The 24,675-nt window shown below is 70.8% G+C and carries 23 protein-coding genes; 7 read left to right on the top strand and 16 right to left on the bottom strand.

Annotation, left to right across the window (positions count from 1 at the left end):
• Positions 1-2 precede the first annotated feature (2 nt).
• The 9 genes from Ari01nite_RS16200 to Ari01nite_RS16160 form a co-directional block, all read right to left on the bottom strand.
• Positions 3-578 (bottom strand): type 4a pilus biogenesis protein PilO, encoded by a 576-nt coding sequence (locus tag Ari01nite_RS16200; protein WP_203782079.1) that lies wholly within the window; start codon positions 576-578, stop codon positions 3-5.
• Positions 578-1,300: a hypothetical protein gene (locus tag Ari01nite_RS16195; RefSeq protein ID WP_203782078.1), complete on the bottom strand. Its 723-nt coding sequence runs from the start codon at positions 1,298-1,300 to the stop codon at positions 578-580. The genes Ari01nite_RS16200 and Ari01nite_RS16195 overlap by 1 nt, the downstream gene beginning before the upstream one ends.
• A complete protein-coding gene (gene pilM / locus Ari01nite_RS16190) occupies positions 1,300-2,325 on the bottom strand; it encodes a type IV pilus assembly protein PilM (protein ID WP_203782077.1) in 1,026 nt (341 codons plus the stop codon). Before pilM ends, Ari01nite_RS16195 begins: the two co-directional genes overlap by 1 nt.
• A 35-nt stretch (positions 2,326-2,360) precedes the next feature.
• Positions 2,361-3,143: a prepilin peptidase gene (locus tag Ari01nite_RS16185; protein WP_203782076.1), complete on the bottom strand. Its 783-nt coding sequence runs from the start codon at positions 3,141-3,143 to the stop codon at positions 2,361-2,363.
• A 47-nt stretch (positions 3,144-3,190) separates the two neighbouring features.
• Positions 3,191-3,679, bottom strand: a complete 489-nt coding sequence (locus tag Ari01nite_RS16180) for a type II secretion system protein (protein ID WP_203782075.1) — start codon at positions 3,677-3,679, stop codon at positions 3,191-3,193.
• 123 nt (positions 3,680-3,802) lie between these two features.
• Positions 3,803-5,032 carry a type II secretion system F family protein gene (locus tag Ari01nite_RS16175; protein ID WP_203782074.1) on the bottom strand — a complete coding sequence of 410 codons (1,230 nt, stop codon included), beginning with the start codon at positions 5,030-5,032 and terminating at the stop codon, positions 3,803-3,805.
• A 4-nt stretch (positions 5,033-5,036) separates the two neighbouring features.
• Positions 5,037-6,173 (bottom strand): type IV pilus twitching motility protein PilT, encoded by a 1,137-nt coding sequence (locus Ari01nite_RS16170; RefSeq protein WP_203782114.1) that lies wholly within the window; start codon positions 6,171-6,173, stop codon positions 5,037-5,039.
• Positions 6,174-6,296: 123 nt separating this feature from the next.
• The gene (locus Ari01nite_RS16165) at positions 6,297-7,964 is read right to left on the bottom strand and encodes a GspE/PulE family protein (RefSeq protein ID WP_203782073.1); all 1,668 of its coding nucleotides are present in this window, start codon (positions 7,962-7,964) and stop codon (positions 6,297-6,299) included.
• 90 nt (positions 7,965-8,054) lie between these two features.
• The gene (locus Ari01nite_RS16160) at positions 8,055-9,026 is read right to left on the bottom strand and encodes a GlxA family transcriptional regulator (RefSeq protein WP_239162791.1); all 972 of its coding nucleotides are present in this window, start codon (positions 9,024-9,026) and stop codon (positions 8,055-8,057) included.
• 152 nt (positions 9,027-9,178) lie between these two features.
• Here Ari01nite_RS16160 and Ari01nite_RS16155 point away from each other — a divergent pair, with 152 nt between their 5' ends.
• Positions 9,179-10,426, top strand: a complete 1,248-nt coding sequence (locus Ari01nite_RS16155) for an MFS transporter (protein WP_203782071.1) — start codon at positions 9,179-9,181, stop codon at positions 10,424-10,426.
• Here Ari01nite_RS16155 and Ari01nite_RS16150 read toward each other — a convergent pair.
• Positions 10,416-10,733, bottom strand: a complete 318-nt coding sequence (locus Ari01nite_RS16150; protein WP_203782070.1) for an STAS domain-containing protein — start codon at positions 10,731-10,733, stop codon at positions 10,416-10,418. The two genes, Ari01nite_RS16155 and Ari01nite_RS16150, sit on opposite strands and share 11 nt — an antisense overlap.
• 47 nt (positions 10,734-10,780) lie before the next feature.
• Between Ari01nite_RS16150 and fxsT the strand changes: the two genes are divergently transcribed.
• Positions 10,781-13,204, top strand: coding sequence for an FxSxx-COOH system tetratricopeptide repeat protein (fxsT, locus tag Ari01nite_RS16145; RefSeq protein WP_203782069.1), 2,424 nt, complete (start codon positions 10,781-10,783; stop codon positions 13,202-13,204).
• On the opposite strand, the gene Ari01nite_RS16140 is transcribed toward fxsT, so the two are convergent.
• The 3 genes from Ari01nite_RS16140 to fxsA form a co-directional block, all read right to left on the bottom strand.
• A complete protein-coding gene (locus Ari01nite_RS16140; RefSeq protein ID WP_203782068.1) occupies positions 13,190-14,863 on the bottom strand; it encodes a putative bifunctional diguanylate cyclase/phosphodiesterase in 1,674 nt (557 codons plus the stop codon). The two genes, fxsT and Ari01nite_RS16140, sit on opposite strands and share 15 nt — an antisense overlap.
• A gap of 71 nt (positions 14,864-14,934) precedes the next feature.
• Entirely contained in the window at positions 14,935-16,365 is a 1,431-nt protein-coding gene (locus Ari01nite_RS16135) for an aKG-HExxH-type peptide beta-hydroxylase (protein ID WP_203782067.1), read from the bottom strand.
• A 4-nt stretch (positions 16,366-16,369) separates the two neighbouring features.
• Positions 16,370-16,555: an FxSxx-COOH cyclophane-containing RiPP peptide gene (gene fxsA / locus Ari01nite_RS16130; RefSeq protein WP_239162790.1), complete on the bottom strand. Its 186-nt coding sequence runs from the start codon at positions 16,553-16,555 to the stop codon at positions 16,370-16,372.
• A 142-nt stretch (positions 16,556-16,697) separates the two neighbouring features.
• Here fxsA and Ari01nite_RS16125 point away from each other — a divergent pair, with 142 nt between their 5' ends.
• Positions 16,698-17,108: a YbaB/EbfC family nucleoid-associated protein gene (locus tag Ari01nite_RS16125; RefSeq protein WP_203782066.1), complete on the top strand. Its 411-nt coding sequence runs from the start codon at positions 16,698-16,700 to the stop codon at positions 17,106-17,108.
• 46 nt (positions 17,109-17,154) lie between these two features.
• Positions 17,155-17,487 carry a hypothetical protein gene (locus Ari01nite_RS16120; RefSeq protein ID WP_203782065.1) on the top strand — a complete coding sequence of 111 codons (333 nt, stop codon included), beginning with the start codon at positions 17,155-17,157 and terminating at the stop codon, positions 17,485-17,487.
• Between the two features lie 16 nt (positions 17,488-17,503).
• On the opposite strand, the gene Ari01nite_RS16115 is transcribed toward Ari01nite_RS16120, so the two are convergent.
• Positions 17,504-17,785 (bottom strand): DUF427 domain-containing protein, encoded by a 282-nt coding sequence (locus Ari01nite_RS16115; protein WP_203782064.1) that lies wholly within the window; start codon positions 17,783-17,785, stop codon positions 17,504-17,506.
• A gap of 152 nt (positions 17,786-17,937) precedes the next feature.
• On the opposite strand from Ari01nite_RS16115, the gene Ari01nite_RS16110 reads away from it, so the two are divergent.
• From Ari01nite_RS16110 to Ari01nite_RS16100, 3 genes are read left to right on the top strand one after another with little or no spacing between them, the layout of a single operon-like run.
• A complete protein-coding gene (locus tag Ari01nite_RS16110) occupies positions 17,938-18,504 on the top strand; it encodes a hypothetical protein (protein ID WP_203782063.1) in 567 nt (188 codons plus the stop codon).
• Entirely contained in the window at positions 18,501-19,529 is a 1,029-nt protein-coding gene (locus Ari01nite_RS16105; RefSeq protein WP_203782062.1) for a hypothetical protein, read from the top strand. Before Ari01nite_RS16110 ends, Ari01nite_RS16105 begins: the two co-directional genes overlap by 4 nt.
• Before the next feature lie 25 nt (positions 19,530-19,554).
• On the top strand, positions 19,555-20,970 hold the full coding sequence (locus Ari01nite_RS16100) for a hypothetical protein (protein ID WP_203782061.1): 1,416 nt from the start codon (positions 19,555-19,557) through the stop codon (positions 20,968-20,970).
• A 158-nt stretch (positions 20,971-21,128) separates the two neighbouring features.
• Here the strand turns inward: Ari01nite_RS16100 and Ari01nite_RS16095 are convergent, their stop codons facing one another.
• Positions 21,129-22,868 carry a SpoIIE family protein phosphatase gene (locus Ari01nite_RS16095; RefSeq protein ID WP_239162789.1) on the bottom strand — a complete coding sequence of 580 codons (1,740 nt, stop codon included), beginning with the start codon at positions 22,866-22,868 and terminating at the stop codon, positions 21,129-21,131.
• Positions 22,869-23,982: 1,114 nt separating this feature from the next.
• Positions 23,983-24,657 carry an SRPBCC family protein gene (locus Ari01nite_RS50925; protein ID WP_203782059.1) on the bottom strand — a complete coding sequence of 225 codons (675 nt, stop codon included), beginning with the start codon at positions 24,655-24,657 and terminating at the stop codon, positions 23,983-23,985.
• Positions 24,658-24,675 lie beyond the last annotated feature (18 nt).

Below are 24,675 nucleotides of genomic sequence, written 5' to 3'. Positions count from 1 at the left end.
GTCTACTTCTCGTTGACCTTGCAGTCGTCGTCGTCGCTCTTGCTGCAGAACGCGGTGAGCGTGGTGGTCAACGTGGTCTCGTTGCCGTCGACCTGCAGGTTGACCGCGCTGACCAGGACCGCACGGCTCTGCGTGTTCTGGAGCCGGTTGACGAACTTGCTGAGCCCGTCGGCGTTGCCGGTCGCGGTCAGCGTGATCGGCACGCCCACCACGATGCCGGAGCCGGCGACCGTGACGGGGGTGGTGACCCCGACCGCGTTGTTGTCGACCTTGACGCTGGTGTCCGACGTCTGGAGCTGACGCAGCAGGTTCGGGATGTCGTAACTGTCCGGCAGCTGCGTCTTCTTGGCCTTGAGCTCCGCGGTGTAGGTCGCGGCGTCGGCGCTCTTGACCTTGAGGTCGGCCAGCTGCCGGCGGAGCTTGGTGAGCTCCAGGTCGGCGTCCGAGACCTGGGTCTCCTTGAGCGCCTTGTCGTCGTAGACCGGCTTGATCGCCAGCAGGTAGGTGGCCACGACCAGGATCACGATCACCAGTACCCCGCCGGCCAGCAGCATCCGGCTTGCGTGCCGCGAGCTCATCATTTGCCTCCGGTCTTGCAGGGGTCGGTGAAGCGGCCGCAGAGGCGGTCGCCGGAGATCTGGGCGTTGATCGAGAAGATCCACTCGCCACCGTCGTCCTTGGTGGCGTTGGACAGGTACACGTTCGCCATGCCCTTGACCGTCGCGATCTTGTCGAGGTAGGTGGCGATGGTCTTTTTGTCCTTGGCCTCGCCCATGATCGTCATATTGCCGAGCTTCCGGGTCGCGCCGGCCGCGGGTGCCGCGGCGCCCTTGGTGATGTCCGTGTCGAGGAAGCCGTTGATGTTGGTGATAGTGATGCCCTTGACCTTGGACTTGCGCAGCGAGTCGTAGAGCGTGCTCCACGGCAGGTCGTCGTTCATCGCGATCTTCAGCTGCGCGGTGATGGTGTCGCTCTGCTCGATGGCCCGGGTGACCGAGGTGTACTTGTCCGCCTTGGTGTCGTTCCGGGTCCGGTCGACCTGGGCGGTGACCGCGGCCAGGTCGTCCTCGACCACGGTGCGCTCGTTCACCGCGTACAGGTACCAGCCGCCCAGCCCGGCGATGGTGAGCAGGACCGCGAGGATCAGGATGGCCCGGGCCCGCCGGGCGTTGCGGCCGGCGGTGATCTCGTCCGGCAGCAGGTTGGCCCGGATCGGCAGGATGCGCAGCGCGTGCTGCGGCGAGACGGCCGGGTCCAGCGGCATCAACGCGGTCGGCGTAGGGTTCTGCGTGGTGGTCATCAGGCAGCCGCTCCCAGGGTCAGGCCGATCGACACGGCGGCCGATGGCACGAAGCTGTCGAAGCCGCGGTCGCGACCCTTACGCGTGTCGCGCAGGCGGCTGGCGCCGTCGGCGTACACCACGGTGATGCCCAGCTGCTGCTGGAGGTGTTCGGCCAGGCCCGGCATGAGCGCGCTGCCGCCGCAGAGGGCGAGCCGGGTGACCTGCTTCTGCCGCTCGCCCGAGGCGAGGTAGGTGAACGAGCTGCGCAGCTCGCTGGCCAGCGGCCGGACCGCGTCGGCGGCCGCGTCCGCGGTCACCGGGTTGCCGTCGCCGTGCAGCCCGAACCGGCACTTGACCATCTCGGCCTCCTGCGGCGGGATGCCGAGCCGGGTGGCCATGGCCGCGGTGATCTCGATGCCGCCGCGCGGCACGGTGCGCACGATCAGTGGTTCGCCGTCGGCGTGCACCACCACGCTGGTGACGTCGGAGCCGATGTCCACGATCGCCTCGACCTGGGTGTCCAGCCGGGAGGCGGCCCGCAGCAGCGCGAACGACGCCAGGTCGACGCCGTCGACGTGCAGGCCGGCCTTCTGCGCCGCGTCCACGGCGGCCAGTACGGCCTCCTTGGGCATGGCGATGAGCAGGCCGCGCACGGTCGGGTTGGCGCCCGGCTCCTCCAGCGGGTAGAAGTCCAGCAGCGACTTCTCGACGGCCAGTGGCAACGCGTCCTTGACCTGGAACGGCAGCGCCTGGCGCAGTTCCTTGGGCGGCAGGTTGGCCACCGACATCTCGCGCACCACTAGCTGCGGGTTGGTGACGCCGAGGATCACGTGCTTGGTGCCGAACTTGCAGGCGGCCCAGAGCTGCTTGAGCGCCGCGGTGACGGCGATCGGGTCCTGGACCACGCCGCCCACCACCGCGCCGGTCGGCAGCGGCACCTGGCCGAAGTTGTTGAGCGCGATGTCGTCCTTGGTGCGCCGAACTTCGACGGCCCGGATCGAGGTCGATCCGATGTCCAGCCCGATCGGGATGACGCCAGCCATCGGGGTTGCCTCCTTTGCCGGGTGCGGGAAGTGGGTCAGGCGGTGGGAAGAAGCAGGTTCGTGTACCAGTTCGCCAGCGGCGCTGCGGCGAACACGGCGAGGAAGGCGCCGGCGAGCATGTACGGCCCGAACGGGATCCGGGTCTTGCGGCCGGCCCCGCGGAACAGCATCAGCAGGGCGCCGAACACGCCACCGAGCAGGAAGCCGGCGAACGCACCGACGGCGACCGAGCTCCAGCCCAGCCAGCCCAGGTACAAGCCGAGCACCGGGGCGAGTTTGACGTCGCCGCCGCCCATGCCCCAGGCCGCGAGAGCCCGGTACAGCGCGTAGAGCAGGGCGGCGGCGGCGAGCCCGCGCAGTCCGGCCGACCAGCTCCGCTCGGCGATCATCGCTGGCAGCAGCAGGATCGGGACCACGGCGTAGGACGGCAGGACGATCTTGTTGGGGAGCCGCATGACGTCGATGTCGATGGCGGCCAGGGCCACCGCGATGGCGGCCAGGTAGAGATACGCGGGCAGTTCCCAGGACCAGCCGAACTTGGCGGCCACCGCCACGAACAGGACCGCGGTGCCGGCCTCAACCAGCGGGTACCGCGGGCTGATCGGCGCGGCACAGTCCGCGCACTTCCCGCGCAGCAGCAGCCAGCCGAGCACCGGGATGTTGTGCCGGTTGCGGACCGCGTTGCCGCAGTGCGGGCAGTGCGATCCGGGACGCACCAGCGACTCGTCGCGGGGGACCCGGTGGATCACCACGTTCAGGAAGGACCCGACCGCGAGACCGAGGAGTCCGATCACACAGAGCAGCAGGGGCTGCGGCATGGCCGGGTCTCCTCGGTCTCGTCAGTGGGGGTGCGGCCGGACGGTGATCAGCAGGTGGTCTGCGACGCCGAGCTCACCGCGGATACCTTGACCGAGCCGCCGACCTGGCTGTTGTAGACGTACCAGCGGTTCTCGGTACCACCGGTGCTGTGCGCGCAGATGGTGTAGTACGGCGCACCGGTGGCCGGCGTGGTGAGGTTGTAGCCCAGCATCGTCTTGTCCGACAGCGTGATCTTCTGCGTGCCGGTCGCGCCGCCGAGCGTGATCGACTCGGTGCCGGTGGCGCCCGTGTTGTTGCCGGTCGCGGTCGGCGGGTAGGTGTTGTTGTTCTCGGTGTAGTACTGCTCGATCGCGCTGATCGCGCCGCGGATGTCGGACTGCGCCGACTTGTCCGCCGCACCCTTCCGGTAGTTCAGGTACACCGGGACGGCGATCGCGACGAGCACACCGATGATGACCACGACGACCAGGAGCTCGATGAGGGTGAAGCCCTCGTCGCCCTTCTTGGCGCGAAGCCGGTTGATGGTTTCCTGCATTGGGGGTGCCTCCAGGGACAGGGGTGGGGCGGGAAGGGTGGGTGGTGCTGGTTCCCGGGCTCGGGCACCCGGTGCTGACCGAAGAATCGGTCGTTCGCGGCGGTACTTGAGGGTCCCGTTCGCTCAGTTCTGGATGTTCTGGTAGATCGTGAACATCGGCAGGTAAAGGCAGATCACCATGCCGCCCACGACGGCGCCCATGACGAGCACCATGATCGGTTCAATGGATGCGGTGAGGGACTCGGCGGCGCTGTCGACTTCCCGGTCGTAGAAATCGGCGACCTTGTCGAGCATTTGACTGATCTGACCGCTCTCTTCCCCGACCTCGACCATCTGCGTGACCATCTCGGGAAAAATCTTGTGGTGCCGCATGGCGGACGACATCGGCTGGCCGTCCCGGACGGCGCTCTGCACGTCCTTCATGGCGATGTTGATGACCTCGTTGCCGGTGGTCTCGCCGACCACCGCGAGCGCCTGCATCACCGGCACGCCGACGTTGAGCAAGAGGCCCAGGTTGCGCGAGAAGCGGCTCATCGCGAGCTTCTGGAACAGCGGGCCGAAGACCGGCATCCGTAACTTCGTCTTGTCGACGAAGAGGCGGAACTCGGCGCTCTTCCGGGTCTGTTGCCGGTAGCCGATCGTGCCGCCGACCAGGAGCGCGATGACGAGCGGGCCGATCCACCACATGTTGTGGCTGGCATCCACCAGGAACTGGGTGATCGCCGGCAGTTCGCCGCCCAGGCTCTTGAACATCGCCTCGAAGATCGGAACGATGAAGATCAGAACGCCCGCGATCATCACGAACGTGAAGCACAGCACGATGGCGGGGTAGGTGAGCGCGCTCTTGATCTTGCCGCGGAGGGCGGTGTCCTTTTCCAGGCTCGCCGCGATCTGCTCCAGGGCCATGTCGATCATACCGCCGGCCTCGCCGGCCCGGACCATGGCGACCATGAGCCGGGGGAAGACCTTGTCGTGCTTGGCCATCGCGGCGGACAGCGACACACCGCCGGAGACGTCCGACTTCGCCTCGCCGATCGCCTTCTTCAACGCCGGCACGGAGGTCTGGTCCTCGAGGATCGCCAGCGACCGCAGCAGCGACATGCCGGACGCGGTCATCGTGGCGAACTGCCGGGCGAAGACCGCGAGATCCTTGAGTTTGACCCGGCCACCGAGCCCGGGGATCTTCAAATCCCGGTTGAGTCCCTTGCCGGATTCGGTCACCTCGAGCGGCACCTCGCCACGCTGCCGGAGCATGTGCGTGGCGGCGGCCTCGTTGGGCGCCTCTACGGTGCCCTTCGATTTGCGCCCGGTGGCGTCGATGCTGTTGTAGTGGAACGTCTTCGTTGCGGGCATGGCATCACATCCGACCGATGAGTCGCTTGAGTTCCTCCTGCGAGTGACACAGTTCGAGGGCGACCTGCAGGCTCACGATCCCTTCCCGCACCTTTTCGGCCAGGTGCTGGTCGAACGCGAGCATGCCTTCGCTGCCGCCGGCCTGCATGAACGAGGGGATCTGGTGGGACTTGCCCTCGCGGATGAGGCTGCGGATGGCCGGGGTGGCGGTGAGGATCTCGCAGATCACGACCCGGCCCTTGCCGTCCGCCTTGGGCGCCAGGGCCTGCGTGATCACGCCCTGGAGGCTGGCCGCCAGCTGGGCGCGGATCTGGAGCTGCTGGTGCGGCGGGAAGATGTCGATGACCCGGTCGATGGTCTGGGTGGCGCTCTGCGTGTGCAGGGTGGCCAGCACCAGGTGACCGGTCTCGGCCGCGGTCAGTGCGGTCGCGGTCGTCTCCAGGTCACGGAGCTCACCGACCAGGATGATGTCCGGATCCTGCCGCAGCGCGTGCTTGAGCGCGCTGGCGAAGTTGTCGGTGTCCGAGCCCACCTCGCGCTGGTTGACCACGCTGCGCTTGTGCGGGTGCAGGAACTCGATCGGGTCCTCGATGGTGATGATGTGGTCGGCGCGGCTGCGGTTGGCCAGGTCGAGGATCGAGGCCAGCGTGGTGGTCTTGCCGGAGCCGGTCGGGCCGGTGACCAGCACCAGGCCACGGGGCAGGTGGGCGAACCGGCCCACCGAGTCGGGCATCCCCAGCTCGTCCAGCGGCTTGATCTCGTGCGGGATGGCCCGGAAGACCGCGCCGCAGGAGTTGCGCTGGATGTACAGGTTGCCGCGGAACCGCGAGACGCCCACGATGCTGTGCGCGAAGTCGAGCTCCTGGGTCTCCTGGTACGTCGCCCACTGGTCCGGCGAGATGGCCGCGCGGGCCAGCAGCGCGGTGTCGGCGGAGTTGAGGTTGCCGTAGCCGGGAATCGGGCGCAGTGAGCCGTTCACCCGGATCATCGGCGGCGTGCCGACCGTGAGATGCAGGTCGGAGCCGCGCGACTCGACGAGCGTGACGAGCATCTGATTGAGCACGGCAAGATCGCCCGGCGCGGGTGCGGCGGGCTCACTCGGGGCCGCCGGGGGCGGCGCCTGGCGGTCGATCGTGTACATCGGCACCGGCAATCTCTTCGCGGGTCGTGACTGCCTTCTAAATTCGGCACTGCGCCGGGCGGCTTTAGCAGGTGTTCCGCCGGATTCGGGCGATCAGCGAGAAAAGACGGTATTGTGCGCGGACTAGATCGCGACGCGGGAGATCTCGCGGACCGAGGTGAGCCCGCCGGCCGCCTTCGCGAGGCCGTCCGAGCGCAGGTCGTACATCCCCTGGTCGAGAGCCACCTCGCGGATCTCGTTGGTGGACGCGCGGCGGATGGTCAGCGTCTCGATCTCCGGCGAGATCGGCATCACCTCGTGGATCGCGATCCGGCCGCGGTACCCGGTGTTCGCGCAGTTCCGGCAGCCCACCGGGCGGTAGAGCGCCTCCGGCACGACGAGATCCTCGAACGGCCACTGCGCGCCGACCAGTTCCTCCTCGGTCGGCGTGTAGGCCTCCTTGCACCAGTCGCACAGCCGCCGGGTGAGCCGCTGGGCCAGTACGCAGTCCAGCGACGAGCCGACCAGGAACGGCTCGATGCCCATCTCGGTGAGCCGGGTGACCGCGCCGGGCGCGTCGTTGGTGTGCAGCGTGGAGAGCACGAGGTGACCGGTGAGCGAGGCCTCGGTCGCGATCTGTGCGGTGTTGCCGTCCCGGATCTCACCGATCAGCACGACGTCCGGGTCGGTCCGCAGGATGGCCGGCAGCACCGCTGCGAAGGTCAGGCCGGCCTTCGCGTTCACCTGCACCTGGTTGACCCCGCGCAGCCGGTACTCGACCGGGTCCTCGACGGTGATCACGTTGACCTCGGGCTTGCTGATCCGGCCCAGCGTCGCGTACAGCGTGGTGGATTTTCCGGAGCCGGTGGGCCCGGTGACCAGCACCATGCCGTGCGGCTTGCTGAACGACTCGGCGAAGCGGTCCAGGTTGTGCTGGGTGAAGCCGAGCTTGTTCATGTCCAGGTCGATGCCGCCGGTGTCGAGCACCCGGAGCACGATCTTCTCGCCCCACACCGTGGGCAGGGTGGCGGTACGCAGGTCGACCGTCCGGTCCCGGATCATCGCGCTGATCCGGCCGTTCTGCGGCACCCGCCGCTCGGTGATGTCGACGCCCGACATGATCTTGATGCGCGAGGTGAGGGCCGCCATCACGCCGCGCGGCACCAGGTCCACCTCATGCAGCACGCCGTCGATCCGGTACCGCACCCGCATGTCGTCCTCGGTCGGTTCGAGATGCAGGTCGGAGGCGCGGTTCATGACGGCCTGCTCGATCAGGCTGTTCACGTACCGCACGATCGGGGCGTCGTCCGAGCTGGTGGCCTGGGCGGTCATCCCCGCCGAGTCCTCGACCTCGTCCTCAGCGATCTCGCCCAGGTCGCTGGACTCGCGCTGGAGCCGCTCGATGATCCGGCGGACCTCGCTGCGGGCGACCACCGCGGGCCGCACGGTCATGCCGGTGGCGGCCCGGACGTCGTCGAGGGCCACCACGTCGCCCGGGTCGGTGACGCCGACCACCAGTTCGCCGTCGGTGATCGACAGGCCGAGGACGCGGTGCCGCAGCACCACGGAGAGCGGGATGCGCTTGAGCGCCTGCGGGTCGGGAGTGAAGCTGACCAGGTCGACCGTGTTGATGCCGAAGGCCCGGGCGGCCGCCGCGGTCAGCTGCTCCTCGGTGACGACCTGGTCGTTGATCAGGACCGCGCGCACCGAACGCCCGCTGCGCTGGGCCTCATCCGCCGCCGCGTCCACGGCGGCTGCGTCGACGCCGATCTGCTTCAGCGCGTCGAGCAGCGGACGGAAGGTCTGGTCCATGACATCCTCGGTCGGAGACAAGGTGCGGCTTGCCTCAGAGATCGGACGCCGGCAGGGCGAGCTGAGCCCGTCTTGCGGTAATCCGCCCCACTAGGACCCGGATTGCACCGGTTGCCGGAAAGTCTTCCGATACGCACTCGGTGCGACCCCGATCGCGGCCTGGAGGTGCTGCCGCAGCGCGGTTGCGCTGCCCAGTCCGGAGCGACGGGCCACCGCCTCGACTGCAAGATCGGTCGACTCGAGCAACAGTTGAGCGTGAGCGACCCGTTGCCGCAACAACCATTGTCGCGGGCTGAGACCTGTTTCGTCCCGGAATCGCCGAGTGAAGGTCCGAACGCTCATCCGGGCGTGCGCGGCCATGTCCTCCAGGGTGACCGGTTCGGCCAGCCGGTCCAGCGCCCATGAGCGGGTCGATTCGGTGCCGGCGCCGGCCGTGAACGGGATCGGGCGTTCGATGTACTGCGCCTGCCCGCCCTCCCGGAACGGCGGCACCACGCAGCGGCGGGCCGCCCGGTTGGCCACCTCGGAGCCGTGGTCGTTGCGCACGATGTGCAGGCAGAGGTCCACCCCGGCGCCCACCCCGGCCGAGGTGAGGACGTCGCCGTCGTCCACGAAGAGCACGTCGAAGTTCCAGTGCACCCGCGGATAGAGGCGGGCGATCCGGTTACCCCAGGCCCAGTGGGTGGCGGCCGGGCGGCCGTCGAGCAGACCGGCGGCGGCCAGCACCGAGGCACCGGTGCAGATGGAGACGATCCGGGCACCGCGCGCCGCGGCGGCGAGCAGGGCGGCGCGGCAGTCGTCCGGGAGGGTGCCGTCGGTCACCGGGCCGCCGGCGCCGATGCCCGGGACGACCACGGTGTCCGCGCCGGCCACCTCGTCGAGGCCGAAGTCGGGCACCACGGTGAAGCCGGCCGTGCTGCGGACCGGGCCGGAGGCGCAGACCCGGACGGTGTAGAGGCGCTCCTTGCCGGCGTACCGGGCGGAGTTGAAGACCTGGGGCGGGGTGCCGAGGTCGAACGCCACGACGCCGTCTAACGGAACCACCGCGATGGAGTGAACCATGGCTGGATTCTTGCGCATGATGGCTCTCCGGCCACTCGTCCGAAGCGGCCGATTCCACCAGGATTGAGCGCGTGACCAAGACGTGCAGCGCCAGCCCGCGGCGGAAAACCGATGCCAAATCGTATAAAATCCACCCGGCCTGGTTTGTCGCCGTGATCGCCTTCGTGGCGCTGGTCGGCGCCGCCGGGTTCCGGGCCACGCCGTCCGTGATGCTCCGGCCGCTGCACGAGGAGTTCGGCTGGTCGCTCGGCACCATCTCCGCGGCCGTCTCGGTCAACCTGCTGCTCTACGGCCTCACCGCCCCGTTCGCGGCCGCCCTGATGGAGCGGTTCGGCATCCGCCGGGTCGTGGTGGGCGCGCTGCTGCTGGTCGCGGCCGGTTCCGGCCTGACCGTGTTCATGCAGAGCAGCTGGCAGCTCATCCTCTGCTGGGGCGTGCTGGTCGGCCTGGGCACCGGCTCGATGGCGCTGGCCTTCGTGGCGACCATCGCCAACCGCTGGTTCGTGACGCACCGCGGCCTGGTGATCGGCGTGCTCACCGCCGGCGGCGCGGCCGGCAACCTGGTGTTCCTGCCGGTGCTCGCCACGCTCACCGAGAGCCAGGGCTGGCGCACCGCGGCGCTCACCGTCGCCGCGGTGGCCCTGCTCGTCGTGCCGCTGGTCTGGTGGCGCCTGCGCGACCACCCCGCTGACCTGGGCATCGGCGCTCTCGGCGGCGAATACGAGGAGCCGCGGCCGATCGCACCGGCCGGCGCCGCCCGGACCGCCCTGCGCGCCCTCGGCCAGGCCGCTCGCACCCGCCCGTTCTGGCTGCTGGCCGGCGGCTTCGCGATCTGCGGCGCCACCACCAACGGTTTGGTCGGCACCCACTTCATCCCGGCCGCGCACGACCACGGGATGGCCGAGACCACCGCGGCGAGCCTGCTGGCCCTGGTCGGCCTGTTCGACATCGCCGGCACGATCATCTCGGGCTGGCTCACCGACCGGGTCGACAGCCGGATCCTGCTCGGCGTCTACTACTTCGGCCGGGGACTGTCGCTGCTGGTGCTGCCGTCGCTGCTCGCGGCAACCGCGCACCCGAGCATGCTGGTGTTCATCCTGTTCTACGGTCTCGACTGGGTGGCCACCGTGCCGCCGACCGTGACCCTGTGCCGGGAGTACTTCGGCGCGGCCGGCCCGATCGTCTTCGGCTGGGTGTTCGCCTCGCACCAGTTCGGCGCCGCGGCCGCGGCCATCGCCGCCGGCCTGGTCCGCGACCAGCTGGGCAACTACACCTGGGCCTGGTACGGCGCGGGCGCGCTGGCGATCCTGGCCAGCCTGCTGAGCCTCATGCTCTTTGCCGGCAAGCGGCTGCGGCCGGTCGCGCCCGGCATCGGCCTGGCCGTGCCGGTCAAGGCGTGAGCTCGACGACCTCGAGCAGCCCGCTCAGCACCAGGATCTGCCGGACCGGGCGGGTCGGGTGGGCCAGCCGGAACGCGATGCCGGCGTCGCGGGCGCGTTGAAAGCCGGAGATCAACGCGCCCAGGCCGGTAGAGTCGATGAAGTCCAGGTTGCTCAGGTCCACCACGATTTCCCGTGGCCGGGCCGCCAGGGCCTCCTCGAGGGCCACCCGCACCTGATCCACGGTCAGCACGTCGACCTCGCCCAACAGGGCCACGGTCGTGGTGCCGTCGGCTGGATCGAGGCGCGTCACGATCTCATCAGGCAACGGGTCCTTCTTCCACAGTCGCGATGATTCCACGTACGGTAATCGGCATGCCGATCCTGGGTGGCCTGCCGCCGCGGAACCCCCGCTTCGTGGGCCGCGAGGACAACCTCACCCGGCTGCGCGCCGGGCTGGCGACCGGCCCTGTCGTGCTGCTCCCCAGCGAGGAGCACCCGCTCGGTGGCACCGGACGTACCCAGTTGGCCGTGGAATATGTATACCGGTACGCCGAGACGTACGACCTGGTGTGGTGGATCCCGGCCGAGCAGTCGGCCGGCACCAGGGCGGCACTGATCGGGCTGGCCCAGCATCTGGCCCTGCCCGAATCGGGGGACATCAACCGTACCCTGGCCGCGGTCCGCGACGCGCTGAGCCGGGGCGAGCCGTACCGGAACTGGCTGGTCGTCTTCGAGGACGCCAACCGGCCCGAGGAGATCAAGTCGTACCTGCCCAGCGGCGCCGGGCACGTGCTGGTCACCAGCCGCAACCCGCGCTGGCCGGCCGAGGTGGCGCAGGCCATGCCGGTCGGGGTGTTCGACCGGGCGGACAGTGTCGACCTGCTCCGTGGGCGCAGCGCCGAGCTGTCCGCGGCCGACGCCGACCGGCTGGCCGAGCGGCTCGAGGACGTGCCGATGGCGCTCGACCTGGCGGCCGCGGTCCGGTCGGCCACCGGCTGCTCGGTCAACGACTACCTCGAGACGTACACCCGACGGGCCGGCGAGCTGGCGTTCCCCAGCCCGATCCGGGTCGCCTGGGGGCTGGCCACCGACGCGCTGCGCGCCGACTCACCGGCGGCGTACCAGCTGCTCGAACTCTGCGCCTTCCTGGGCGGCGCACCGGTGTCCTGGCGCCTGCTGTGGGGCTGCCGGATGCTGCCGCTATCCGGCGAGTTGGGCCCCGCGGTGCGCATCGAGCGCCGGCTCAAGGCCGCGCTGCGCCTGATCGGCCGGTACGGGCTGGCCGAGCTCGACCCGCCCGGCGACCACCTGCTCGTGCACCCGCTGGTGCGCGGCATGCTGGGCCAGGGCCTCACCTCCGAGCGGCACGCCACGCTGCTGTCCACCGTGCGCGGCATGCTGGCCGCCGCCGACCCCGGCGACCCGGACGACCCGGCCGGCCGCCCCCGGTACGCCGAACTGACCCCGCACCTGATCCACTCGGACGTGCTGGGCGCCGGCACCGAGGAGATCCGCCAGCTGGTGATCAACTGCGTGCGGTACCACTTCGCCCGCGGCGACTACGACTCCAGCCGCGACCTGGCCGCCGCCGCGGTGGCCCGCTGGCGCGACTCGCTGGGCGAGACCGCCGAGCAGACCCTGCTGGCGTCGTTCCACCTGGCCAACGCGCTGCGCGCGGTGGGCCGCACCGGCGAGGCCCGGGTGCTCAACGAGCACACCCTGCGGGCCCAGCGCGAGGTGCTCGGCGGCGACGACGAGACCACCCTGGCCACCGCCAACAGCGTCGGCGCCGACCTGCGGATCCGCGGCCACTTCGGGCAGGCCCGGCAGCTCGACGGCGACAACCTGGTGCGCTACCGGCGGCTGTTCGGCGAGAGCTTTCCGACCGCGCTGCGCTGCGCCAACAACCTGGCAGCCGACCTGCGCCTGCTGGGCGACTTCCGGGGCGCCCGCACGCTCGACGAGCAGACCCTGCGGCACCGCCAGGCGATCTTCGCAGACGGGCATCCGGAGATCCTGTCCTCCCGGGCCGGTCTGGCCTTCGACCTGTTCGGCCTGGGTGACTACGCCGGCGCCGCCGAGGTGCTGGCCGCGGTCCGGCCGGAGACGCTGGCCGAGGATCACCCGTTCGCGCTGTGGACGGCCCGGTCGGCGGCCATGGCGGCCCGGCGGCGCGGCCTGCCCGCGGCGGTCGGACTGGCCGAGACCGCGGTGGCCCTGACCCGCCGCCGGTTCGGCGACCTGCACGTGGAGACGCTGGCCGCGGTGGTCACGCAGGCCAACGCGCAGCGCGCCGCCGGCGGTCTCGACCAGGCACACGAGCTGCTGGAACGGGCCGTGATCCGGTACCACTCGGTGCTCGGCGACGACCATCCGTTCACGTTGGCCGCCTCGGCCGGGCTGGCCGGTGTGGTCCGGGCCACCGGCCGGTACGCGGAGGCCCGCCGGATCGACCACGAGGCGCTCGGCGGCCTGCGGCGCAGCGTCGGCTCCGATCACCCGTTCACGTTGGCCTGCGCCAACGGCTACGCCAGCGACCTGTTCGGGCTGGGCGAGCGGCAGGAGGCCCAGCAGCTCGCCAGCGACACCTGGCAGCGCTCCCGGATGCTGCGCGGCGCCGAACACCCGGACACCCTGGCCTGCGCCTGGAACGCGGTGCTGGACGGTGGTGACGAGGAGGCGAAGCACCAGGTGACCGCCGCGCTCGCCAAGGCGTACGGCGAAAATCATCCGATCCTGGCCGCGGTGGCGGCCGGCAGCCGCCTCGAGACCGACCTCGACCTACCGCCGCTCTAGCGCCACGGCCTGACGGCTGAGCAGGTCGGTGACGCCGGCGGCCGGCATCGGGCGGGCGAAGTGGTAACCCTGCGCCTGCGCGCACTCCAGCTCGCGCAGCCGGCTCGCCTGGGCGGCGTCCTCGACACCCTCGGCCACCGGCGCGAGGCCGAAGGTCCGGGCGATCTGCAGCACCGCCTCGGCCACCGAACCGCCGTCCGGGCTGTCCTGCATGGCCTGCACGAACGAGCGGTCGATCTTGACCACGTCGACCGGCAGCACGCCCAGGTGGCTCAGCGACGAGAACCCGGTGCCGAAGTCGTCCAGCGCGATCCGCACGCCTAGCGTCTTGAGCGAGTTCAGCACCCGCGCCGACTCGACCGGGTCGACCAGCGCCACGGTCTCGGTCAGCTCCAGCACCAGCAGGTGCGGCGGCATGCCGGTGCGCTCCAGCACCCCGCGCACCTCCTCGGTGAGGTCGGGGTTGCTCAGCTGCGAGGCGGACAGGTTGACGTTCAGCTCGAACTGCGGGGTCTCCTGCTGCCACAGAACGGCCTGCTTGCAGGCTTCCTCCAGCACCCAGCAGCCCAGCTCCGGCATCATCCCGATCGCCTCGACCTGGTCCAGGAAGGCGAACGGCGCGAGCAGCCCGCGCTCCGGGTGCTGCCAGCGGATCAGCGCCTCGACGCCCACGGTGTGCTCGCCGGCCAGGTCGACGATCGGCTGGTAGTGCACCTCGAACTGGCGCTCGGCCAGCGCCCGGCGCAGGTCGGCCTCGTCCTGGCGGCGCTGCTCGGCCTCGGCGAACCGGGCCGGGTCGAACCGCCGGGCGACGCCCTTGCCGTCGTCCTTGGCCTGGTAGAGCGCCTCGTCGGCCTCGCGCAGGATGGCGTCCACGTCGTGCCCGCTGCCGCGGGTGATCGCGATGCCGGCGCTGGCCCGGATGGTCAGCACGGCGTCGCCCACCACCAGCGGCTGCATCAGGTCGCGCAGGATCCGGTTGGCCACGGTGTCGGCGATCTGGTCGTCGATGAGCCGGGGCAGCAGCACCACGAACTCGTCGCCGCCCAGCCGGGACACGGTGTCGTTGGCCCGCACGTTCGCGTTCAGCCGCTCGGCGGCCACCCGCAGCAACTCGTCGCCGGCGGCGTGTCCGTAGGTGTCGTTGACGATCTTGAACCCGTCCAGGTCGATCAGCACCACCGCGGTCATGGTGTTGTCAGAGTCGGACAGCGCGTCCCGGGCGTGATCCATGAACATGGTCCGGTTGCCGAGCCCGGTGAGCGGGTCGCGGAACGCCTGCCGGGCGAGGATGGCACGCTGCCGGGTGAGGTCGCGCATCAGGCCCTCGTTGGTGCGGGCGCCGAGGAACTGGCGGATCAGGATGGTTCCGGCCATGACGATGATGAGCCAGGTCAGGCCGGACTCGCCGAAGCCCATGACCTGCTGCACGCCGGCCATCACGATCGCGGAGGCGACCGGCGCGTACTGGGCGAGCGGCCACCGCTCGGCCAGCTTGATCACGACGGCACCGACCACCAGCACGCCGCCGACGGGAAGCATCCAGGACAGCACGCTCGGCTCGTCCTCGCCGAGTCCGACGAAGATGAGCGGCCACGCCAGCACCATGAGCGACGCGAAAATCATGGCGTCGTCCACCACGCGGCGCACGCGATCCATGACCCTGCCGGTCCGGTCCATCCGTCACCTCCGCCACCGCTCATCGGTCGCGGTACCGGCGACATGAGCGATCACCCCAGCCAGACCGCAAGCTGGGACACGTCGACGTCGCCGTGCAATGCCAGGTAGACCGCCCGGACCAGCTCCGGGCGCGCCTGCAGCGCCGCGTCCGGGGAGGTGAGCGAGAGTCCGGCCCACAGCTCCGGGTCACTCTGGGTGCTCAGTTCTTGGCGGTACGCGTCGAATGCGGTCCCCGGTCGAGCGCCCAGGTAGGCGGCATCTCCGGGCCGCACGCGGCTGCCGGGCGAAAGACCTGGGTCACCCCGGAGCAGCGCATGCACTAGCCCGAGTCGGCGGCTTCGCTCCAGCCTCCGCCCCGGCTCGGCACCGACCACGGCCGCCGGGACGAACGGCGCGGGTTGCCCCGCCCGCCAGGCCCGCACCACGGCTTCGACGTCAGCCGGGGCCACGGTCAGGTTCGCCAGCCGCCACCGGGCCCGGTGGTCGTGGTTGGCGCCGGCCGCGAGCCGCTCGATCCCGGGCTCGACGGCGTCGGCCAGCCAGGCCGCGACCTCGTCCCGCAGGGCCCCGGTGAACCGCCGGCCGGCCGCGGTCAGCGCCGTCCCGCTCAGCAGCCCGTCGGCGGCCGACACCACGGCGGCCCGCCACCGGGCGAACTCGAACGCCGCCACCCGGCTCTCCGGATCGCCGGCGGCGGCCTCGGTGCGCCAGAAGCGGGTCACCGCCTGGTACGCGTAGGCGCCGTGCAGGATGCCGGAGGGCGGCCGGGGGTCGTCGCGCCAGGGGGAGTAGCCGAGCGGGACGGGCGAGTCGACCAGGTCGAAGAGGAACTGGGTGGCGTTCAGGAGGCTGTGCTGTGTCTCGTGCAGGAGGCCCACCGCCAGGGCGCGGGCGTCCGCGGGCGGCGAGATGGCCACCGCGCCGTAGGCGTCCACCGCGGTGGCGCTGATGCCCGCGGCCGACGGCTGGGGCTCCACCGGGACGATCACCGAGAGGACCGCGGCCATCGTCGCGGCCGCCGGGCGGTGGCGGGTGACCAGCAGGTGCCACGCCCGGGTCAGGTGGGACTGCCACTCGGCCGCCTCGGCGCCGGTCAGCTGTCGGAAAGGTGTCAGGCCCAGCCGGGAGCGCAGCGGGTCGGTGTCCTCGAGGCGCACCCGCAGGGTGAGGCCGTCGTGGGTGGCGGTCAGGTGCCGGGTGCCGGCCGTCCAGCCCGGTGGCGGCGGGGTGCCGCCCCGGAGCGCGGCCAGCGTGGCCGCCGAATGGAGAGCAGCCATCGGATCAGCCAGGGCGGCCGCCGTCGGGCCGGTCGGGGGCGCGGCATACCAGGCCGGCACCCGGTCACCCAGCCGGCGGATCTCCGAGAGCAGCAGCAGGTGGCGGCTCTCCTGGGCTTTGCGTAACTCGGCGAGAGTTTCGGGGGCGGGGCGTCCGGCGGCCAACTCCGTGAAGGCAGTGTCGGACAGGTGAAACGTGCGCACCCGGCTAGACGGCCGAATTGAAGCCGGCGATCGGCTCGCCGGGGTCGGCCAGGTCGTCGGTGAGGCGGCGCAGGCTCTCGGCCAGAGCGTTGTCACCCGCTGCGGCCTGGAGTTCGGTCAGCGACATGCCGGACACGTCGACCATCGGCGACCGCCACTCCTCGGTGCCGTCCTCGGCCGTCCGGTCCACGACACCCACCCTCCCCGTTGGCGGTAACAATCAATCTTGCGTGAAGGTTACGGTGGTCGCCAGGGTGGGCGAGTGCCGCCCTTGCGCCATCGTGATCTCATAGGACGCGAAGAGCGTGAAAGTCGGCAACGGAGGACAAACTGTGCCGGGTGGGAATCTCGCGGATCGGCTCGCGGCGCTCAGCGCGTCGGCGACCGGTGACGACGGTGCGGTCACGGTGACCGTGGCCGGCTCCGGAGTGGTGACCGGGCTGCGGCTGGACGACGCGGTTCGGCGGCTGACCGGGGAGACGCTGTCAGCCGAAATCATGCGGACCATGCGCCGGGCGCAGGCGGCGCTGGCCGAGCAGGTCACGGCGGCGGTCGACGAGACGGTGGGCGCCGGGACCGAGACGGGGCGGGCGGTGCTCGGCACCCTGACCGGGCGGGCGTCGCAGCCGGTCGAGCCGGCCATGCCGGTGATGCCGTTTCCGACGTTTCAGAATGTTCCGACACTGCCCCACCAGTCGCCCGGAAACGGGTGGGAGAGCGGGCGGGACAGCCGTGCCAGGTGACGTCCCACGACTGCCGCGGCGCGGCCCGGCTCCGGCGGTCGATCAGATGAGCAACGCCGAACTGGCCCGGATGGTCGAGTCCGAGCACCCGTACCGCGGCAAAGCCCTCTTCGAGCTCGCCGACCGCATCGCGCACGACAACGACGCGGCCACGAAAGTGGCCATGCTCAGCCGGCTCACCTCGCTGCGGCGGGCGCGCCTGTTCGACCGGGTGTCGCTGGCCTGGTCGGGGATCATCGCGCTGCTCGCGGCCGAGACGGAGCACTCACGGGCGTCGGCGTACGAGGCGTTCGGTGCCCTGGAGCCGGAGGAGCAGCGGGACATGCTCGACTACCTCGAGGTTTCCGCGATCGAGGAGGCCCACCCACGCATCGCGTGAGCGGGCCTCACGGTGGTCAGACTTCGACGCGTACGTCCTTCTTGAAGGCGACCCGGTCACGGACGGCCTTGGCATCCGGCTTGGGCTCCGGATAGAACCAGACCGCGTCGGTGGCGGTGTGTCCGTTGGACGTGAGCGTGTAATAGGAAGCCTTGCCCTTCCACGGGCAGACGGTGTGGGTTTCGGAAGGCAACAGCAGGTCCTCGCGCAGGGACGTCCGAGGGAAGTAATGGTTGCCCTCGACAACCACCGTGTCGTCGCTCTCGGCGATAACTTCATCGTTCCAGATGGCCTTCATACGTCCGAACGTAGCGCGCGCGGCGGCGGCCGTCCGATATGTGAACCTTAATCGCTGTCGTGGGTGAAACGTGGCGACTCGTCCCCACATTGCTGCGCTGGTGTAAGAAGATCTAGAGTCGATCGCCAGAGACCCCCGACGAGAGCGGTGCGGTGAACCAGCTGAGCACGCTTCCGACCACCGGCGAGCAGACGCGCCGCGCGTTGCTGCTGCTCGGGGCGCCCGCTGCGGCCCGGTTCGTGGTCGATGTGCACGGCGCGCTGTTCGACGGCGACCTGTCCACGGCCGCGCTGGCCCGGCTGCTGCGCGAGCGCACGCCCGGTTTCTGCGCGGCGCTGCGACCCGACCTCACCGCGGCGCCCGGCCTGATGGCGCTCGCCGACTGGTCCCTCGATCGGCGGATAATGACCCCCGCGGTCCGGCGTGCCGACGAACTGGCCATGATCGTGCGGGTGGCCGAGTTCGTGGCGATGCGTCGCGGCGCCGGCCGGGCGGCCGGGCGGCTCCTCCGCGAACTGGCTCCCCGCGTACCCGGTGGGGTGGAAGCTCTTGATCTTGCTGAGGCCGCCCGTGATGCGCTCGCCGATGCCGCGCTGACCGCGCAGATCGCGGCCGAGGGACCGGTGCGGGAGGCTGCCGCGGCGCGAGCTGCGGAGTTGGATCAAAAGCAGCAGCTGTACGGGGTGCCGGCCGTGCCCCACCAGCGAGGCGGCGGGTGAACCGGCTCGACCGGCTGCGCGGCACCGGCAAGGCGAAACGGCACAACGCCCGGACGATCGCGGCCCTGACCGGCAACCCCGGCTGCGCGCGGCGCGCGGTTCTGGACGCGGCCGGCGTCGACAAGACGCGCCTCGCCGAGCGGATCGAGTTCCCCGGCAGCTTCGGCCAGTCACGCTTCGCGCTCGCCCGCGGTAACGCCTTCGAGGCCATGCTCAAGGCCGACGATTGCGCACTGTTGCGAGAAACGCTGGCGGTCGGTCAGGTCGGTTACCGCGACCTGGGCGAGGACGACGACGCCACCCTGGACGCGAGGCACGGCCGCACCCGCAAGTTGCTCGCCTCGGGCCAGCCCGGACTGATCGACCATCCGCTGCTCACGCTGGAGGTGGCCGGCCAGACGGTGTTCCTGGAGCCGGACCTGATCGCCTTCCAGCGCGAGGGCCGCCTCCAGGTAGTCGAGATCAAGTCGTTCGCGATAGTCGACGGCCAGGCCGACAGCGCCAAGGTCTCGGCGGCCGCGGTGCAGGCGGCGGTGTATGTGCTGGCACTGCGCCGTTTGCTGGGTGACGAACGGGTCAGCCACGAGGTGGTACTGGTCTGCCCGGAAAACTTCTCGCTGTCACCGACAGCGGTGGTGCTGGACGTCCGCAAGCAGCTCGCGACGCTGCGACGCCAGCTGTCCCGGCTGTCGTCGATCGCGGAGTTGATCGACGGTCTGCCGCCGTCGGTGTCGTTCGACCTCACCAGGTCGGTGCCCGAACTGCTGGAGTCGCTGGCAGCGGTCGAAGCCAGATATGTGCCAGAGTGTCTCTCTTCTTGCGAAATGTCGGTCTATTGCCGCCATGAGGCGGCGGGCTCGACCGCGGCCCTGGGCCGCTCGGTGCGCGAGTCGCTCGGCGGCGTGGAATCGGTGGCGCTGGCTCTCGACCTGGCATCCGGCGCGGCCGCGCCGTCCGAGGAGCAGAGCGAGGCCGCGGCTCTGTTGCGGTCCGCGGCCCGCTTGCGCGCGGAGGCGCTTTCGTGACCAGCCCGTCCCGCGGGGCGCGAGCGTGAGCACGTTGGTGGCATTGGCCCGGGCTCAGGCTGTTGTGGCGGGGCGGGCTCAGCCGGTTGCCACCGTTCGGCATCTGCATGTTCAGGGGCGGCCGTTGGTTTTGGTGCCGTTGGCCATGGCGGGGGAGGCCAACGCGCCGCTGGCCGCGATGGTGGGGACCTCGGTGGGGGCGCCGCATCTGTTGGTGGTGCGGCAGCCCCGGAACCGGGATGAACGGTTCGCGTTTGCGGCCGGGCTGGCCGAGCACGTGGTGGGTTATCTGGAATCGTTTTCGGGGGAGACCGAGGCGGTTGCGGTTGACCGGGGGCGGGATGTTCGGTACCGGTTCGTGGACGCGCCGCAGGTGTGGGTGCCGAACGGCGGCGGGGTCGAGTTCCTGCGGCTGTTCGGGCGGTCCACGCGGTTCCGGCGGGTGGACGGGGAGCATCCGGTGCCGGCTTCGGTGCCGTTGCTCGGGCAGTGGCTGACGTTCCTGGCCAACTCGGCGGAGGTGCCCGGGTCGGCGCTGCTGGCCAACGCGGTGCAGGCGCTCGGCCTGCACTGGGCCACCGGGCAGAGCGGAGCCGAGGACGCGCACCTCGGTTCACTGATCGCGTGGATCGAGGACGGGGCCGAAGCGGCGCGGGTCGCCGAGCGCGGGCCGGTGGCCGGACCGGCCACCGATCCGGAGTTCGACAACCGGGTGCTGGCGCCGCTGATCGCCGAGTCGTCGCCGGATCTGAAGGAAGTGCTGCACGACCTGCTGCTGCCCACCTGGCAGCAGATGTGGCGGGCCCTCGACCTGCTGCGCGGGCTGCCGCCCGGGGCCCGGGTCGCGTCGCGGTGGGACGGCGACCGGGACACCTACTCGGCGTTCGTGCAGCACCTGGCCGAGGACGGTGCGCCCCAGCCCCGGCGCGACGGTGCGGTGGCTGCGGCGGCCCGGCTCCAGCGCCTGGAGAACGCGGCGGCCCGCTACGCGGTGCAGCGGGCCTTCGACGATCCGCTGGTGATGGCCGAGTACCGGCTGACCGGCACGGCCTTCGCCGGCGAGGTGACGCTGGCCAACCCGGACCGCATCGACGACAGCGGAAAACGCCCGGTGCTGCGCCCGCGCATCATGGTGGCCACCACCGAGCCGGTACGCGTCGAGCCCGGCGCGACGCTGACCTCGCCGGCCCGCCCGGCCCAGAAGGCCCGCGTCATCTCGGTGACGGCCACCCCGGCCGGCTTCGACGTGCTGCTCGAACTGTCCGGCGGCATGGGCCGCAAACTCGTAGCCGAACCGGGCAGCGTCCCGGCAGTAGGCGAAAACCTGCTGCTGACGACCCTGAGCGAGGCGTACCGCCCAGGCGCGTCCTTCCCCGACCCGGCCGACACGCCATGGACCCACGGCGGCCCGCCCGAGCCGCGCACCGAGCCCTCGCGGTAACCGGTGACACCCTCCGCGGTTGTCGGGGGGCGATGCGGGCGGAGCCTGCGAGCCGTTGTGCCACGACGGGTCAGCCCGGCAGCCGGGTGATGGGCTTGCCGCACGCCCGGATGTCCGCTCCTCACGGGACTCGTCGCAGCGCGTACCCCCAAAGCTTTTTAAAGAAGGCGGATGACCAGGAGCGCAATGTCGTCGTCGCGGCGGGTGGCGGTTTCGATGAGGCGGGAGCAGAGGTCGGCGGCGGGCACGGTGGGGTTGTTGCGGAGGACGGCTCGGATGCGGCCGATGCCGTCGTCGATCAGTTGGGCGGGGTGTTCGACCAGGCCGTCGGTGTAGAGCAGGAGGGTCGAGCCCGGGGGGATGCGGCGGCGGTGGGTGCTGCGGGGGTCGCCGGGCATCAGGCCGAGTAGGGGCTCGGGGGACTCCCACCACACCTCCACCTCGCCGTCGGGGCGCAGCAGTACGGGGGGAGGGTGGCCGGCGTTGGCGAAAGTCAGGGAGTAATCGTCGTCTTCGCGGCGCAGACGGGCCAGGACCGCGGTGGCAGCGGCGGGGACGGCCAGGCCGTGCAGGGCCCGGTCGAGTTGGGTCAAGAGGGGCCCGGGGTCGTCGTCGCGGCCGTAGGCATCGCCGCGCACCAGGTTGCGGACCTGGCCCATGGTGGCGGCGGCTTCGATGTCGTGGCCGGCCACGTCGCCCACCGCGAGCATGACGCTGCCGTCGGGTTGGACGAACGCGTCATACCAGTCGCCGCCGACGGCCGCGCCGACCTGAGCCGGCAGATACTTGGCGTGCAGTTCGATGCCCGGAATGTGCGGCAGGTCGGGCAGCATGCTCTGCTGCAGGACCTCGGCGACGCGGCGCTGGCGGCCGTAGAGGCGGCTGTTGTCGATCGCGAGGCCGGCGCGGCGCCCGATTTCGGCGGCGGTTCGTTCCTCGGCCTCGCCGAACGGGCCCCGCTCCGGGCCGTTGACCAGCATCAGGACGCCCGCGGTCCGGCGGCCCACCGGGGCGGTGATCGGCGCGATCAGGAACGAGCCGAAGCCGAGCCGGGCGACCAGGTCGGCGATCCGCGGGTCGGCGATCAGGAGCGGCAGCGTGGCGGGGTCGGCCAGGTCGCGGCGGATCGGCATCGCGGTGCGCTGCACCGCGGCGATCATCGAGCGGATCTCCTTGCGTGCGGTGGGCGCGAGCAGGTTGAGCTCACCGGCTTCTTTCTCGTACGCGGGGTCGCGGTGCGCCACCGACGCGTGCCGCACGGACCGGGCCGACTCGGCCAGCGCGACGAAACACCAGTCGGAGAGCCGGCCGGCGACCATTCGGCCGAGCCGTCCCAGGGCCTCGTCGACGTCCAAGGTGGCGGACAGGGCCTCGGTCAGTTCGCTGAGCAGGGTGAGCTGGTCGTGCGCCGACTCGGCGTGGCGGCGGGCTTCGTCGGCCACCTCGCGCGCGATCCGCAGCCGGAGTTCCGAGGAGCAGACCTCGCCGAGTTCGGTGAGCAGGGCGACCTCGCTGCGGGTCCACACCCGGGGTTCGCGGTCCATCACCGCGAGCGTGCCGAGCACCTGCCCCTCGGAGTCGGTCAGCGGAACCCCGGCAAAAGCAACAGCACCAAGATCGCGTACGGCACGGTTGTCCCGCATACGCGGATCGGCCCGGAGATCGGACACCATCAGCAACTGCCCGTCCTCGACGACGTGCTGGCTGAGCGAGTGACTCAACGACATCTCACGCGCCTCGGCCATGTGATCGGGCAGTCCGATTTGCCCCGGAAGAAACTGCCGGTCGGCGTCCAGGACCGTGACCAGCGCCACCGGGACGTCAACGAGACGCTCAACCAGAACAGCGATCCGGTCGAACGCGGCGTCAGCCCGAGGTCCGAGCCCGAGGCGGCGCACCGAACGCAGCCTCGCCGGATCTCCGAGAACGCTTCCCGCCGCCTTTTCGACCAAGTCTCCCCGCAGCACAAGTAGCCCCCCGGGCGCCCAAGAGGGACAGGCTACCGGGACGGGGGCTTGGTGATCGAGCCCCGATCAGGCGGTTATGGGTGGCTTATGGGCGAGAGGTTGGAGCGGGCCGGCTGCTCGGCAGGCCGCGGGCAGGTGCGTGGGGTTCCCCGGTTTCGTGCTCAGGGCGCGGGCCTTCCGAATGCTGAGCGTTCACAGCCGCATGCGGTTGCCTCTCGAGGCCGCCGAACCGGCGGGTAGTCACTCGCCCGATCCATCCCCCGCCTCACCCCGGCCCGGTGCCTCTAACTCGCAATTTGCGCATAAGGCACGAGACCCGCCGATCTTGCGGAGTTTGTGTCTGCCAGTGAGTCCTCTACCTATCCATGCAGAAGTCTCCAGTGACCCGAACTCCACGAATTCGCCGCATTGAGGGGTCTTCGTCGCTTGGGCCGTCGCAAAATGTCCGCCGGCGGTTCTGGGAGTGGGGTCCTGTTCACGACGGCTTGGGGATGCGGGGTGGCTTGGGCTGCGAGTTTGCGGCTCTTTGTCGTGGTGGCCGGGTCGCTCAGCCGTCGCCGGGCCGGTTTGGGCTGGGTGGATGGGCTGGCCGGGCGGGTGGCCGGGCTGAGTAACCGGATTGGACTGGCCGGCGGGGCTGGGTGAATGGGGCTCCGTGAATGGGGCTCCGTGAAATGGGCTGGATGAATGGGCTGGATTGAATGGGCTGGATGAAATGGGCTGGGGGATAGCCGGGCTGAGCAACCGGATCGGGCTGGCCGGGCAGGGATCGGCATTGGCGGGTGGTCGGACTGGGCTTTGGGCCGAGCCGCGCGAAGGAGGTGCGCGGCTCGGGCTGGAGTGGTGCGGCTCCGGTGGGGCGTGCGGCTCGGGCTGGAGTGGTGCGGCTCCGGTGGGGCGTGCGGCTCGGGCTGGGGCGGTGCGGGCTCGGGGTGCGGTGCGGTGCGGTGCGGGCTCGGGGTGGGGTGCGGCTCGGGGTGGGGTGCGGGCTCGGGGTGGGGTGCGGGGCTCGGTCTGAGTGACAGGGCTGCTGGTGGGGGTGGGGCTAGTTGTCGGGGGCGGGGTCGGTGGCTGTGGTGGTTTCGGCGTTGGTGGCTATGGGGGACCAGCGGTTGGTCCAGTCTTTTTGCAGGGCGTCGAAAGCGTCGTCGTCCAGGCCGTAGGTGGTGACTATCAGTTCGGTGCGGGCTGGGGATTTGGTGGTTAGGGGGGCTCGGCTGGAGACGACCAGGAGGTGGCCGGCTGGGTCCACGGTTGAGGCTGTGCGGGGGCCGAAGCGGTCCCAGTCGGTGGTGGCCAGGGCCAGTGCCTTGGGGCCGGTGGTCAGGCCGGTCAGGTAGAGGGTGCGGCGGCGGCCGGTGGGGGCGCGTTCCAGCAGGAAGCGCAGCTGGGTCAGGAAGGCGCGCCACGCCTCCTCGATCGCGTCGTAGCGTTCGGGGCCGGACGGGCCCGAGCCTTCGCGGTGCACGCGCACCGTGGCCTGGTCGTCGTCGCCGGTCACCTCGAGGAACGAGCCGTCGGCCCAGCCCATGCGCTCCGGGGCCCACATGGTCGCCTCGTCGACGAAGAGCTGCCTGATCTCGGCGTCGAGTCCGTCGTACTCCCAGCCGAACCACTGGTGGAGCAGCGGCGGCTGGGTCACGGCCTGCCAGACGGTGTCGCGTCCGGTCGGCAAACTGACTTCGACGTCGTATGGCTTCAGGCCCCGGTGATCGGTCATGGCCACCATCATTAGGGC

Source organism: Paractinoplanes rishiriensis (assembly GCF_016862375.1).
Classification (GTDB): Bacteria; Actinomycetota; Actinomycetes; order Mycobacteriales; family Micromonosporaceae; genus Actinoplanes; species Actinoplanes rishiriensis.
The sequence above is the reverse complement of the archived record's forward strand: the minus strand, read 5'-3'. Positions and strand labels throughout refer to the sequence as shown.

Excerpts from the sequence above, each read along its gene's own strand:
- Ari01nite_RS50925 (WP_203782059.1), bottom strand. The coding sequence starts at position 24,657 with ATGACCGATCACCGGGGCCTGAAGCCATACGACGTCGAAGTCAGTTTG.
- fxsT (WP_203782069.1), top strand. The coding sequence starts at position 10,781 with ATGCCGATCCTGGGTGGCCTGCCGCCGCGGAACCCCCGCTTCGTGGGC.
- Ari01nite_RS16200 (WP_203782079.1), bottom strand. The coding sequence starts at position 578 with ATGAGCTCGCGGCACGCAAGCCGGATGCTGCTGGCCGGCGGGGTACTG.
- Ari01nite_RS16120 (WP_203782065.1), top strand. The coding sequence starts at position 17,155 with ATGAGCAACGCCGAACTGGCCCGGATGGTCGAGTCCGAGCACCCGTAC.
- Ari01nite_RS16165 (WP_203782073.1), bottom strand. The coding sequence starts at position 7,964 with ATGGACCAGACCTTCCGTCCGCTGCTCGACGCGCTGAAGCAGATCGGC.
- Ari01nite_RS16170 (WP_203782114.1), bottom strand. The coding sequence starts at position 6,173 with ATGTACACGATCGACCGCCAGGCGCCGCCCCCGGCGGCCCCGAGTGAG.
- Ari01nite_RS16180 (WP_203782075.1), bottom strand. The coding sequence starts at position 3,679 with ATGCAGGAAACCATCAACCGGCTTCGCGCCAAGAAGGGCGACGAGGGC.
- Ari01nite_RS16115 (WP_203782064.1), bottom strand. The coding sequence starts at position 17,785 with ATGAAGGCCATCTGGAACGATGAAGTTATCGCCGAGAGCGACGACACG.
- pilM (WP_203782077.1), bottom strand. The coding sequence starts at position 2,325 with ATGGCTGGCGTCATCCCGATCGGGCTGGACATCGGATCGACCTCGATC.
- Ari01nite_RS16140 (WP_203782068.1), bottom strand. The coding sequence starts at position 14,863 with ATGGATCGCGTGCGCCGCGTGGTGGACGACGCCATGATTTTCGCGTCG.
- Ari01nite_RS16195 (WP_203782078.1), bottom strand. The coding sequence starts at position 1,300 with ATGACCACCACGCAGAACCCTACGCCGACCGCGTTGATGCCGCTGGAC.
- Ari01nite_RS16175 (WP_203782074.1), bottom strand. The coding sequence starts at position 5,032 with ATGCCCGCAACGAAGACGTTCCACTACAACAGCATCGACGCCACCGGG.
- Ari01nite_RS16160 (WP_239162791.1), bottom strand. The coding sequence starts at position 9,026 with ATGGTTCACTCCATCGCGGTGGTTCCGTTAGACGGCGTCGTGGCGTTC.
- Ari01nite_RS16185 (WP_203782076.1), bottom strand. The coding sequence starts at position 3,143 with ATGCCGCAGCCCCTGCTGCTCTGTGTGATCGGACTCCTCGGTCTCGCG.